A 14,117-nucleotide genomic window follows, 5' to 3' on the forward strand; every position below is an offset into this window, starting at 1 on the left:
TTAGCAAGCCGAATTCAGGCAGGAAACCTCATGACCGACGCGTTCGAACTCCCCAGCACTCTGGTCCAAGCCCTCCAGCGCCGTGCGGCACAGACGCCGGATCGCCTGGCCCTGCGCTTTCTCGCCGAAACCGAGGAGCAGGGCGTGGTGCTCAGTTACCGCGAACTGGATCAACGCGCGCGCACTATTGCTGCCGCGTTGCAGAGTCAGACTGAATTCGGCGATCGCGCGGTGCTGCTGTTTCCAAGTGGCGCAGATTACGTCGCGGCGTTTTTCGGTTGCCTGTACGCCGGGGTGATCGCCGTGCCGGCCTATCCGCCGGAGTCCGCCCGTCGTCATCATCAGGAACGCCTGCTGTCGATCATTGCCGACGCCGAACCGCGTCTGTTGCTGACCAGTGCCGACGTGCGCGATGCCTTGCAGCAAATCGACGGCGCGCCGCCGTTGCTGTGCGTCGATACCCTCGACAACGCCCTGGCCGAGCGCTGGGTCGAACCGGCTCTGCCGCAAGACCACATCGCCTTCCTGCAATACACCTCCGGCTCCACCGCGCTGCCCAAAGGCGTGCAGGTCAGCCACGGTAATCTGGTGGCCAACGAGCTGCTGATTCGCCACGGTTTTGGCATCGATGTGAACCCTGACGACGTGATCGTCAGCTGGCTGCCGCTGTACCACGACATGGGCCTGATCGGCGGCCTGCTGCAACCGATTTTCAGCGGCGTGCCGTGCATCCTGATGTCGCCGGCTTACTTCCTCGGTCGCCCGTTGCGCTGGCTCGAAGCGATCAGCCAATACGGCGGCACCATCAGCGGCGGGCCGGATTTCGCCTATCGTTTGTGCAGCGAGCGGGTCAGCGAATCGGCGCTGGAGCGCCTCGACCTGAGCCGCTGGCGCGTAGCCTATTCCGGCTCCGAACCGATCCGTCTCGATACCCTTGAGCGCTTCGCCGAGAAGTTCACCCCGTGCGGCTTCAGCGAAGACAGCTTCATGGCCTCCTATGGTCTGGCCGAGGCGACCCTGTTCGTCGCCGGCACACCACGGGGCACCGGCATTCCTGCGCTGCGCGTCGATGATCAGGCACTGGCGCAAAACCGCGCCGAGCCGGGCGACGGCAGCCCGATCATGAGTTGCGGCATCAGCCAGCCTGAACATGCGGTGCTAATCGTCGATCCGGTAACGCTAAACGAACTGGCTGACAACCTCGTCGGTGAAGTCTGGGCCGCCGGCCCGAGCATCGCTCACGGCTACTGGCGCAATCCCGAGGCCAGCGCCAAGACCTTTGTCCAGCACGCCGGTCGCACCTGGCTGCGCACTGGCGATCTGGGCTTCATCCGCGACGGTGAACTGTTCATCACCGGGCGCCTGAAAGACATGCTGATCGTGCGCGGTCACAACCTCTATCCGCAGGACATCGAGCAAACCGTCGAGCGTGAAGTGGAAGTGGTGCGCAAAGGCCGCGTTGCAGCATTCGCGGTCACTCAGGACGGCGAAGAAGGCATCGGCATCGCGGCGGAAATCAGCCGCAGCGTGCAGAAAATCCTGCCGCCCGAAGCGCTGATCAAAGCTATTCGCCAAGCGGTGGCCGAGGCCTATCAACAAGCGCCGAGCGTGGTGGTGCTGCTCAACCCCGGTGCATTGCCGAAGACGTCCAGCGGCAAGCTGCAACGCTCGGCGTGCCGCAATCGTCTGGCCGACGGCAGCCTCGACAGCTACGCGGTGTTCCCGTCCGCCGAGGTGCAAAGTAGCGAATCGACCCTGGCAGCTTCGGAGCTGGAAGCGCTGATCGGCAAGATCTGGGCCGAGCATCTGAGCGTCAAACAAGTCAATGCCGACGATCATTTCTTCCTGCTCGGCGGCAACTCGATTGCGGCAACTCAGGTGATCGCCAAGGTGCGCGAAGAACTGGGCCTGGAGCTGAACCTGCGCCTGTTGTTCGAAGCACCGACCCTGTCGGCATTCGCCGCTGCCGTGGCGCAGCAGCAACAGGATGGCGGTAACGCCCAAGACGCAATCAACGCCTTGTCGCGCAGCGAAGCACTGCCGCAATCGCTGGCGCAAAACCGACTGTGGATCACCTGGCAACTCGACCCGCACAGCAGCGCCTACAACATTCCCGGCGCCCTGCGTCTGCGCGGCGAGCTGGATGAAGATGCGTTGCGCGCCAGCTTCCAGCAACTGATCGAGCGCCACGAATCGCTGCGCACGCGCTTCTTCGAGCGTGACGGTGTGGCGCTGCAACAAGTCGATGCCGCCCCTGAATTCAATCTGCAACTGATCGACATCAGCGGCTTGCCGGCGCACGAGCGTGAAGCCCGCGCGCAACAGATCCGCGAGGACGAGGCGCGCACTCAATTCGACTTGGAAAAAGGCCCGCTGCTGTGGGTGACACTCGTACGCCTCGACGATGAAGATCATCAGCTTCTGGTGACCCTGCATCACATCATCGCCGACGGCTGGTCGCTGAACGTGCTGATCGACGAACTCTCGCGCCTGTACGCTGCGGCATCCCAAGGCCAGCGCGCCGAACTCGCGCCGCTGCCCACTCAATATGCCGACTACGGCAGCTGGCAGCGTCAATGGCTGGCGCAAGGCGAGGGCGAGCGGCAACTGGCCTACTGGAAAGCCCAACTGGGCGACGAGCATCCGGTGCTGGAACTGGCCACCGACCACCCGCGTTCAGCCAGACAATTGCACAGCGCCGCGCGCCACAGCGTGCGCCTCGGCGTCAGCCTCAGCGACGCGATCAAGCAGACTGCGCAGGCGCATCAATCGACACCGTTCATGCTGTTGCTCTCGGCGTTCCAGAGCCTGCTGCACCGCTACAGCGGTCAGCGCGATATCCGCATCGGCATCCCCAACGCCAACCGTCCGCGCCTGGAAACCCAAGGCCTGATCGGCTTCTTCATCAACACCCAGGTGCTGCGTGCCGAGGTTGATTCGCGGCTGTCGTTTGTCGAGTTGCTGGCGCAGACCCGCGAGGCTGCACTGGGTGCGCAGGCCCATCAGGATCTGCCGTTCGAACAACTGCTCGAAACGTTCCCGCAGGCTCGCGAACAGGGGCTGTTCCAGGTCATGTTCAACCACCAGCAACGCGACTTGAGTGCGCTCAAGCGCCTGCCGGGCTTGCTCGCCGAAGAGCTGCCGTGGCACAGCCGCGAAGTCAAGTTCGACCTGCAACTGCACAGCGAAGAAGATCGCAACGGGCGCCTGACCCTGTCCTTCGACTACGCCGATGAACTGTTCGAAGCAGCGGCCATCGAGCGTCTGGCCGAGCATTTCAGCAACCTGCTGCGCGCGGTCTGCGAGCAGCCGCAACAGGCGATCGGCGACCTGCCATTGCTCACTCCGTGCGAGCAGGAACAGCAACAAGCGTGGAGCGTCGCCCCGTGCACCCCGGCGCAACACTGGCTGCCGGAACTGCTCAACGAACAGGCGCGGCGGACCCCGGAACGCACCGCGCTGGTGTGGGACGGAGGTAGCCTCGACTTCGCCGAATTGCACGCCCAGGCCAACCGCCTCGCGCACTACCTGCGCGACAAAGGTGTCGGCCCGGACGTGTGCGTGGCGATTGCCGCCGAGCGTTCGCCGCAACTGCTGATCGGCCTGCTGGCGATCATCAAGGCCGGTGGCGCCTATGTGCCGCTGGATCCGGATTATCCGGCCGAGCGCTTGGCTTACATGCTCAGCGACAGCGGCGTCGAACTGCTGCTGACCCAGACCGCATTGCTCGACCGCTTGCCGGCCAGTGACGGCGTCAGCGTGATCGCCATGGACGCGTTGCACCTGGAAAACTGGCCGAGTCAGGCACCGGGTCTGCACCTGCACGGCGACAATCTCGCCTACGTGATTTACACCTCCGGCTCCACTGGTCAACCAAAAGGCGTCGGCAACACCCACGCTGCATTGGCCGAACGTCTGCAATGGATGCAGAACAGCTATCGCCTGAACGACAGCGACGTGTTGATGCAAAAGGCGCCGATCAGTTTCGACGTGTCGGTGTGGGAGTGCTTCTGGCCGCTGATCACTGGCGCGCGTCTGCTGATCGCCGGCCCTGGTGAGCACCGTGATCCGCATCGCATCGCGCAACTGGTTCAAGAATATGGTGTGACCACGCTGCACTTCGTGCCGCCGCTGCTTTCGCTGTTCATCGACGAACCGCTGAGCGCCGAATGCACCAGCCTGCGCCGGGTGTTCTCCGGCGGTGAAGCGCTGCCGGCGGAACTGCGCAACCGCGTGCTGGCGCAGCTGCCGGCGGTGCAACTGCACAACCGTTACGGCCCGACCGAAACCGCGATCAACGTCACCCACTGGCACTGCACCACGGCCGACGGCGAGCGTTCGCCGATTGGCCGGCCGCTGGGCAACGTGATCTGCCGCGTGCTCGACGCCGATCTCAATCCCGTGCCGGCCGGTGTGCCGGGTGAACTGTGCATCAGCGGCATCGGTCTGGCCCGGGGTTACCTCGGTCGCCCGGCACTGACTGCCGAGCGCTTTGTGGTCGATCCACTGGGCGAGCACGGTGCACGCCTGTACCGCACCGGTGACCGTGCACGCTGGACCTCGGACGGCGTGATCGAATACCTCGGGCGTCTCGATCAGCAAGTCAAACTGCGTGGTTTCCGCGTTGAACCGGAAGAAATCGAAGCGCGGCTGCTGGCTCAAAACGGCGTCGCCCAGGCCGTGGTGCTGGTGCGCGAAACCGCGGTCGGCGCGCAACTGATCGGCTACTTCACCGCTGTCGATGCCAGTGAAGATCAGCACGTGCAGATCGCCCGCCTGAAAACCGCGCTGGCCGCCGAGCTGCCGGAATACATGGTCCCGGCGCAACTGATGCGTCTGGACGCAATGCCCCTGAGCCCGAGCGGCAAGCTCGACCGTCGCGCCTTGCCTGAGCCGCAGTGGCAAGTGCGTGAACACGTCGAACCGGCCACCGAGCTGGAACAACAGATCGCCGCGATCTGGCGTGAAGTGCTGGGTCTGCCACGGATCGGTCTGCGTGACGACTTCTTCGCCCTCGGCGGGCACTCGTTGCTGGCCACGCAAATCATCTCCCGCAGCCGTCAGGCCTGTGACGTCGAGCTGCCGTTGCGTGCATTGTTCGAGCACAGCGAACTCGGCGATTTCGCCGAGCAGATCCGCCTGATCCAGGCCAGCGGCCAGACCAACCAACAGCCGTCGATTGCCAAAGTCGATCGCAGCAAACCGGTGCCGTTGTCGTACTCGCAACAGCGCATGTGGTTCCTCTGGCAGATGGAACCGGACAGCCCGGCGTACAATGTCGGGGGCATGGCGCGCCTGCGCGGCGTGTTGCACGTCGAGCATTTCGAGGCAGCCTTGCAGGCGTTGATCCTGCGCCACGAAACCTTGCGTACCACGTTCCCGAGCGTCGATGGCGTGGCCCGTCAGCAGGTGCATGCCGAGACCGGCGTGCGCATGGGCTGGAAAGATTTCTCGAAGCTGCCGGCTGACCAGCGTGAACAGAACGTCCAGCAACTGGCCGATGACGAAGCGCATCTGCCGTTCGACCTGGAAAGCGGCCCGCTGCTGCGCGCCTGTCTGGTGAAGACCGCCGAGCACGAGCATTACTTCGTGCTGACCCTGCATCACATCGTCACCGAAGGCTGGGCGATGGATATTTTTGCCCGCGAGCTCAGCGCGCTGTACGAAGCCTTTGTCGATGAGCGCGATTCGCCGCTTGAAGCGTTGCCGGTGCAGTACCTCGATTACAGCGTCTGGCAACGGCAGTGGCTGGAGTCAGGTGAACGTCAGCGCCAGCTCGACTACTGGACTGCGCAACTCGGTCGCGAACATCCGCTGCTGGAACTGCCCGGCGATCGTCCGCGTCCGCCGGTGCAAAGCCATCAGGGTGAGCTGTTCCGTTTCGACCTCAGTGATGATCTCGCCGCTCGCGTTCGCGCGTTCAATGCGCAAAACGGTCTGACCCTGTTCATGACCATGACCGCTGCGCTCGCCACCTTGCTCTACCGCTACAGCGGCCAGACCGACCTGCGCATCGGCGCGCCGGTGGCCAACCGGATTCGTCCGGAAAGCGAAGGGCTGATCGGCGCATTCCTCAATACCCAGGTGCTGCGTTGCCAGCTCGACGGCCAGATGTCGGTCGGCGAACTGTTCGAGCAAGTGCGCCACACCGTTATCGAAGGCCAGTCGCATCAGGACCTGCCGTTCGATCATCTGGTCGAAGCGCTGCAACCACCACGCAGCGCGGCGTACAACCCGTTGTTCCAGGTGATGTGCAACGTGCAGCGCTGGGAATTCCAGCAGAGCCGCATGCTCGCCGGGATGACCGTCGAGTACCTGGCCAACGATGCGCGGGCGACCAAGTTCGACCTCAACCTGGAAGTCACCGACCTCGATCATCGCCTCGGTTGCTGCCTGACCTACAGCACCGACCTGTTCGACGAACCGACCATCGCGCGCATGGCCCAGCATTGGCGCAACCTGCTGGAAGCGTTGATCGCCGATCCGCAACAGCGTCTGAGCCAGTTGCCGCTGCTCGCCCCGACTGAACAACAGCAGTTGCTCGACAGCCTCGGCGTTGAACCGGGCGAACGTCGTCTCGACCAGTGCATCCATCACCTGTTCGCCGAGCAGGCGCTGGCGCGCAAAGATGCCCCGGCCCTGACCTTCGCCGGGCAGACCCTGAGCTACGCCGAACTCGACGCCCGCGCCAATCGCTTGGCCTGGGCTCTGCGTGAGCGTGGGGTCGGTCCGCAAGTGCGGGTCGGTCTGGCGCTGGAGCGCTCGTTGGAAATGGTCATCGGCCTGCTGGCGATTCTCAAGGCCGGTGGCGCCTATGTGCCGCTGGACCCGGAATACCCGCTCGATCGCCTGCACTACATGATCGAAGACAGCCGCATCGGTCTGCTGCTCAGCGACCGGGCGATGTTCAACGCCCTCGGCGATTTGCCGTCGAGCGTGGCGCGCTGGTGCCTGGAAGATGACAGCGCGGCGCTGTTGGATTACCCGGTCAGCGAGTTGCCTTTTATCAGCCTGCCGCAGCATCAGGCCTATCTGATTTACACCTCGGGCTCGACCGGCAAGCCGAAAGGCGTGGTGGTGTCCCACGGCGAAATCGCCATGCATTGCCAGGCGGTGATCGAGCGTTTCGGCATGCGTGCGGACGACTGCGAGCTGCACTTCTATTCGATCAACTTCGACGCCGCCACCGAGCGTCTGCTGGTGCCGCTGCTCAGCGGCGCGCAGGTGGTGCTGCGAGCGCAAGGGCAGTGGGATGCGGAAGAAATCTGCGGGTTGATCCGCACCCACCGGATCAATGTGCTCGGCTTCACCCCGAGCTACGGCAGCCAGCTGGCGCAGTTCCTCGCCACGCAAAACCAGGTTCTGCCGGTGCGGATGATCATCACCGGCGGCGAAGCGCTGACCGGCGAACACCTGCAACGGATTCGCGCCGCGTTCAAACCGAGTCTGTTCTTCAACGCCTATGGCCCGACCGAAACCGTGGTCATGCCGCTCGCCAGTCTCGCCCCGGAAGTGCTGGAAGAGGGCGCCGGCAGCGTGCCGATCGGCAGCGTGATCGGTGACCGCGTGGCGTACATTCTCGACGCCGATCTGGCGTTGGTGCCGCAAGGCGCGACCGGTGAATTGTTCGTCGGCGGCGCCGGTCTGGCGCAGGGCTATCACGACCGTCCGGGCATCAGCGCCGAGCGTTTCGTGGCAGACCCGTTTGCCGCCGATGGCGGACGCATGTACCGCACCGGCGATCTGGTACGCCAGCGTGCCGATGGTCTGGTGGAATACCTGGGCCGGATCGACCATCAGGTGAAAATCCGTGGTTTCCGCATCGAGCTGGGCGAGATCGAAACCCGTCTGCTCGATCACCACTCGATCCGCGAAGCGGTGGTGCTGGCGCTGGATGCGCCGAGCGGCAAGCAACTGGTGGGCTACCTGGTCAGCGACGTCGCCGAGCAAGGCGAAGCGCAACAGGCCGAACTGCGTGAAGCACTGAAGTCGCACCTCAAGGCACAACTGCCGGATTACATGGTGCCGACGCACCTGATCCTGCTGGCGAGCATGCCGCTGACCGCCAACGGCAAACTCGACCGCCGCGCCTTGCCGGCACCGGATCCCGAGCTGAACCGTCAGCACTATGTCGCCCCGAGCAATGAGCTGGAGCAGACCCTGGCACAGATCTGGTGCGAGGTGCTTAACGTCGAGCAGGTCGGGCTCAACGACAACTTCTTCGAACTCGGCGGCGACTCGATTCTGTCGATTCAAGTGGTCAGCCGGGCGCGGCAGCAGGGCATTCATTTCAGTCCACGGGATCTGTTCCAGCATCAGACGGTGCAGACCCTCGCCGCTGTCGCCAGCCGCAGCGAGCAAGTCACTGCCGAGCAGGGACTGGTGCTCGGTGAGTCGGCGATGACGCCGATTCAACACTGGTTCTTCGACACTGATATTCCTGAGCGTCAACACTGGAACCAGGCGTTGCTGCTGGAACCGACAGTGGCGCTGGAACCGCATCGTCTGGAGCAGGCGCTGCTGGCAGTGATCGAACAGCACGACGCCCTGCGTTTGCGCTTCACTCAGGCCAACGATCAATGGCAGGCAACGCATCAACCGGTGTCCGACGCCGAGGTGTTGTGGCAAGTGCGGGTGGCGGCGATGGACAAGTGCGCAGCGCTGTTCGCCGATGCCCAGCGCAGTCTCGATCTGCAGAACGGCCCGCTGCTGCGCGCCTTGCTGGTCGATGGTCCCGAAGGGCAGCAACGCCTGTTTATTGCGATCCATCACCTGGTGGTCGACGGTGTGTCGTGGCGCGTATTGCTCGACGACCTGCAAACCGTGTATCGCCAGCTCGACGCCGAACAGTCGGTAAAACTGCCGGCAAAAACCAGTGCCTTCAAAGACTGGGCTGCACGTTTGCAGGCCTATGCCGGCAGCGAATCACTGCGTGAAGAACTGAACTGGTGGCAAACCCAACTGGCCGGATCGAACGCCGATCTGCCGTGCGAAAACCCGCAGGGCGGACAGCAGAATCGTCACGCGCAAACCGTCAGCGTGCGCCTGGATGCCGAGCGTACCCAACAACTGCTGCAACTGGCGCCGCGGGCCTACCGCACGCAGGTCAACGACCTGCTGCTGACCGCGCTGGCCCGCGTGCTGTGCCGCTGGAGCGGGCAGCCGTCGGCATTGATTCACCTGGAAGGCCACGGCCGCGAAACGCTGTTCGACGAGATCGACCTGACCCGCACCGTTGGCTGGTTCACCAGCGCTTATCCATTACGCCTGACCCCGCATAACATCGAAGAGGCCGCCGGGCAGGGCGCTTCGATCAAGGCGATTAAGGAGCAACTGCGCGCCGTGCCGCACAAAGGCCTCGGTTATGGCGTGTTGCGTTATCTGGCCGATGACCTCAGTCAGCGCAGCATGGCGGCGTTGCCGAATGCTCCGGTGACCTTCAACTACCTCGGCCAGTTCGACCAGAGTTTCGCCAGCGATGCGCTGTTCCGTCCATTGGACGAGCCGGTCGGTGCGGCCCACGATCCGCAAGCGCCGTTGCCCAACGAGTTGAGCATCGACAGTCAGGTGTACGGCGGCGAACTGCTGCTGCGCTGGACTTTCAGTGCCGAGCGCTACGAGGCGCAAACCATCAACGATCTGGCCGACGCCTACCTCGGCGAGCTGCAAAGCCTGATCGAACATTGCCTGCAAGACACGGCCGGTGGCCTGACGCCGTCGGACTTCCCGCTGGCGAAACTGACCCAGGCGCAACTCGATGCACTGCCGGTGCCGGCGGCGCAGATCGAAGATGTCTACCCGCTGACGCCGATGCAGGAAGGCATGCTGCTGCACACCTTGCTCGAACCGGGCACCGGTCTGTACTACATGCAGGATCGCTACCGTATCAACAGCGAGCTCGATCCCGAGCGTTTCGCCCAGGCCTGGCAAGCGGTGATCGCCCGTCATGAAGCGCTGCGTGCGTCGTTCTGCTGGAACGTCGGCGAGGACATGCTGCAAGTGATCCACACCCCGGGTCGCACGCCGATCGAGTACCTGGACTGGAGCGCCGTTGCCGAGGACGAGCAAGAACCGAAGCTGCAAGCGCTGCTGAAAAGCGAGCGTGAGGCCGGGTTCGATCTGCTCAATCAGGCACCGTTCCACCTGCGCCTGATCAAGGTCGGCGCGGCGCGTTACTGGTTCATGATGAGCAACCACCACATCCTGATTGATGCCTGGTGTCGTTCGCTGCTGATGAACGATTTCTTCGAGATCTACACCGCCCTCGGTGAAGGTCGCGAAGCACAGTTGTCGGTGCCGCCGCGTTACCGCGACTACATCGGCTGGCTGCAACGCCAGAGCCTGGCCGAGGCGCGCCAGTGGTGGCAGCAGAACCTGCAAGGTTTCGAACGCACCACGCCGATCCCGAGCGACCGACCGTTCCTGCGCGAACACGCCGGCGAAAGCGGTGGCATGATCGTCGGTGACCGCTACACCCGTCTCAACGTTGAAGATGGCGTCCGGCTGCGCGAGCTGGCCCAGGCTCATCAACTGACCATCAACACTTTCGCCCAAGCGGCGTGGGCCTTGGTGCTGCGCCGTCTGAGCGGTGATCGCGACGTGCTGTTCGGCGTCACCGTGGCCGGGCGCCCGGTGGAAATGCCGGAAATGCAGCGCACCGTCGGCCTGTTCATCAACAGCATCGCGCTGCGGGTGAAAATGCCTGAGGACGATCAGCGCAGCAGCGTGCGGCAGTGGTTGAGCGGGTTGCTCGACAGCAACATGCAACTGCGCGAGTACGAATACCTGCCGCTGGTGAACATCCAGGAGCAGAGCGAATTGCCGAAAGGCCAGCCGCTGTTCGATAGCCTGTTCGTGTTCGAGAACGCGCCAGTGGAAGTCTCGGTGCTGGACCGAGCGCAGAGTCTCAACGCTACGTCGGACTCTGGTCGTACCCACACCAACTTCCCGCTGACGGCGGTGTGCTACCCGGGCGATGACCTCGGCCTGCACCTGTCGTATGACCAGCGTTACTTCGACGAATCGACAATCGAGCGCATGCTCGGCGAGTTCAAACGCCTGCTGCTGGCACTGGTCGATGGTTTCCACGGTGACATGGCTGATCTGCCGCTGCTGGGCTTTGATGAGCAGGACTTCCTGCTGCACGGCTGCAACCAGAGCGCGCACGATTATCCGCTGGAGCAGAGTTACGTGTCGCTGTTCGAAGCGCAGGTCGCGGCGCATCCGCAGCGCATCGCCGCCACTTGCCTTGATCAGCAACTGAGCTATGCCGCGCTCAACCACAATGCCAACCGTCTCGGCCATGCACTGGTTGCGGCCGGGGTGCAGATGGATCAACCGGTGGCGCTGCTGGCCGAGCGTAATCTGGATCTTTTGGGGATGATCATCGGCAGCTTCAAGGCCGGTGCCGGTTACCTGCCGCTGGATCCGGGCCTGCCGAGCCAGCGTCTGCAGCGGATCATCGAACTGAGCCGCACGCCAGTGCTGGTGTGCAGCGAAGCCTGCCGCCAACAGGCGCAGACTTTGCTCGATGAGTTCAGCTGCGCCAACCGTCCACGGCTGTTGGTCTGGGAAGAAGTGCAGGCGCTGGCGACATCGCTGCACAACCCGGGAATCTACAGTGGCCCGGACAACCTGGCCTACGTGATCTACACCTCGGGTTCGACCGGGTTGCCGAAAGGCGTGATGGTCGAGCAGCGCGGCATGCTCAACAACCAGTTGAGCAAGGTGCCGTACCTGCAACTGACCGACGCCGACGTGATCGCGCAGACCGCTTCGCAAAGCTTCGATATTTCGGTCTGGCAGTTCCTCGCCGCGCCGCTGTTCGGGGCGCGGGTGGACATCGTGCCGAACAGCATCGCCCACGATCCGCAGGGTCTGCTGGTGCATGTGCAGGCGCAGGGCATCACCGTGTTGGAGAGTGTGCCGTCGCTGATTCAGGGCATGCTCGCTTCCGATCGCCTGAGCCTCGACGGCCTGCGCTGGATGCTGCCGACCGGTGAAGCCATGCCGCCGGAACTGGCGCACCAGTGGCTGCTGCGTTATCCGCAGATCGGTCTGGTCAACGCTTACGGCCCGGCGGAATGCTCGGATGACGTGGCGTTCTTCCGTGTGGACATGGCTTCGACTCGCGGCAGCTATTTGCCGATCGGTACGCCGACCGACAACAACTTGCTGTATCTGGTCGATGGCGCGCTGGAACTGGTGCCGCTGGGCGCGGTGGGCGAGTTGTGCGTGGCCGGGACCGGCGTCGGTCGCGGTTACGTCAGCGATCCGCTGCGCACCGCGCCGGTATTCGTGCCGAACCCGTTCGGCGCGCCGGGCGAGCGTCTGTATCGCACCGGTGACCTCGCGCGGCGGCGCAGCGACGGGGTGCTGGAGTACGTTGGCCGGGTCGACCATCAGGTGAAGATTCGCGGTTACCGGATCGAGCTGGGTGAAATCGAAGCGCGTCTGCACGAACAACCGGAAGTCCGCGATGCGGCGGTCGGCGTGCAGGAAGGCGTGAATGGCAAGCACCTGGTCGGCTATCTGGTCGCGGCGGATTCGGCGCTCAACCCGAGCGAACGTCTGGAGCGGATCAAGCAACGCCTGCGCAGCGAACTGCCGGAATACATGGTGCCGCTGCACTGGTTGTGGCTCGATCAGCTGCCGCACAACGCCAACGGCAAACTCGACCGCAAGGCCTTGCCGGCGCTGGAGATCGGCCAGTTGCAGAGCGAGGATTACCTGGCCCCGCGCAACGAACTGGAGCAGACCCTGGCCGACATCTGGGCCGAAGTGCTCAAGGTCGACAAGGTCGGCGTGCGCGACAACTTCTTCGAGTTGGGCGGGCATTCGTTGCTGGCTACGCAGATCGCCTCGCGGGTGCAGAAAACCCTGCAACGCGATGTGCCGCTGCGGGCGATGTTCGAGTGCAGCACGGTGCAGGAACTGGCCGAGTACATCGAAGGCCTGGCGGCGAGTGACATGACCGAGGATAAAGTGGATCGCTTGAATGATCTGATGGCGGAGCTGGAGGGCTTGTAATCTTCGGCGTCTGTACCGGCCCCTTCGCGAGCAGGCTCGCTCCCACATGGGTTTTGTGTCGATCACAGATCCCCTGTGGGAGCGAGCCTGCTCGCGATTGGGGCGGCACATTTTCAGACATTTACACGGTTGACGATCAACAACCGGCAGCTCAGTCTGCCGGTTCTCTTTTTTGTCTCGGGGGTGGTCGATGCCTTTCTTCACGGTTGACGGACAAGCGCTGCACTACATTGATCAAGGCACCGGCCCGGCCGTGTTGCTGGCGGGCAGTTATCTGTGGGACACGGCCATGTGGGCGCCGCAGATCGCTGCGCTGTCGCCGCACTACCGGGTGATTGCGCTGGACCTGTGGGGCCACGGCGAATCCGGGCGCTTGCCGCCAGGCACCACCTCGCTGGATGACATCGCGCGGCAGGTCGAGGCCTTGCTCGACCACCTGCAGATCGAGCAGATAACGCTGGCGGGGCTGTCAGTCGGCGGCATGTGGGGCGTGCGTCTGGCGTTGTCGGCACCGCAGCGGATCAACGGTCTGGTACTGCTCGACACCTACGTCGGCGTCGAGCCTGAGCCAACCCGTCAGTACTATTTCTCGCTGTTCAAGCAGATCGAGGAAAGCGGCGAGATTGCGCCTCAGTTGCTCGACATCGTGGTGCCGATCTTCTTCCGCCCGGGCATCGATCCGCAGTCGGCGCTGTATCAGGACTTCCGCGCCAAACTGGCGGCCTACACCGCGGATCGCCTGCGCGAAAGCATCGTGCCGATGGGGCGTATCACCTTCAGTCGTGATGATCTGTTGCCGCGCCTGGGCGAACTGAATGCCGCGACCACCCTGGTGCTGTGCGGCGATCAGGACAAACCGCGACCGCCGTCGGAGGCACAGGAAATGGCTGAATTGATCGGTTGCCCGTGGGTGCTGGTGCCGGAGGCGGGGCATATTTCCAGTCTGGAGAATCCGCAGTTTGTGAGCGAGGTGTTGTTTACTTTTTTGGCTGAGCGCAACCGCTAAACCGTGTCAACGTTCTTTTCGCGAGCAAGCCCGCTCCCACAGTGACCGCGGTGATCCCTGTGGGAGCGGGCTTGCTCGCGAA

General features: G+C 63.6%; 2 protein-coding genes. Both read left to right on the forward strand.

Features of this window, described 5'->3' with window-relative positions; genetic code table 11:
* Positions 1 to 30: 30 nt before the first annotated feature.
* Positions 31 to 13,029, forward strand: coding sequence for a non-ribosomal peptide synthetase (locus tag ACM6I7_RS25850; protein WP_414889515.1), 12,999 nt, complete (start codon positions 31 to 33; stop codon positions 13,027 to 13,029).
* Positions 13,030 to 13,219: 190 nt separating this feature from the next.
* Entirely contained in the window at positions 13,220 to 14,035 is an 816-nt protein-coding gene (locus tag ACM6I7_RS25855) for an alpha/beta fold hydrolase (RefSeq protein ID WP_103368482.1), read from the forward strand.
* The last annotated feature ends 82 nt before the right edge of the window (positions 14,036 to 14,117 follow it).

This window comes from Pseudomonas sp. IT-93MI4 (genome assembly GCF_949767635.1).
GTDB classification, from domain to species: domain Bacteria; phylum Pseudomonadota; class Gammaproteobacteria; order Pseudomonadales; family Pseudomonadaceae; genus Aquipseudomonas; species Aquipseudomonas putida_A.

What these genes read in the sequence shown, in the direction of transcription:
- ACM6I7_RS25855 (WP_103368482.1), top strand. Translation starts at nt 13,220, where the DNA reads ATGCCTTTCTTCACGGTTGACGGACAAGCGCTGCACTACATTGATCAA.
- ACM6I7_RS25850 (WP_414889515.1), top strand. Translation starts at nt 31, where the DNA reads ATGACCGACGCGTTCGAACTCCCCAGCACTCTGGTCCAAGCCCTCCAG.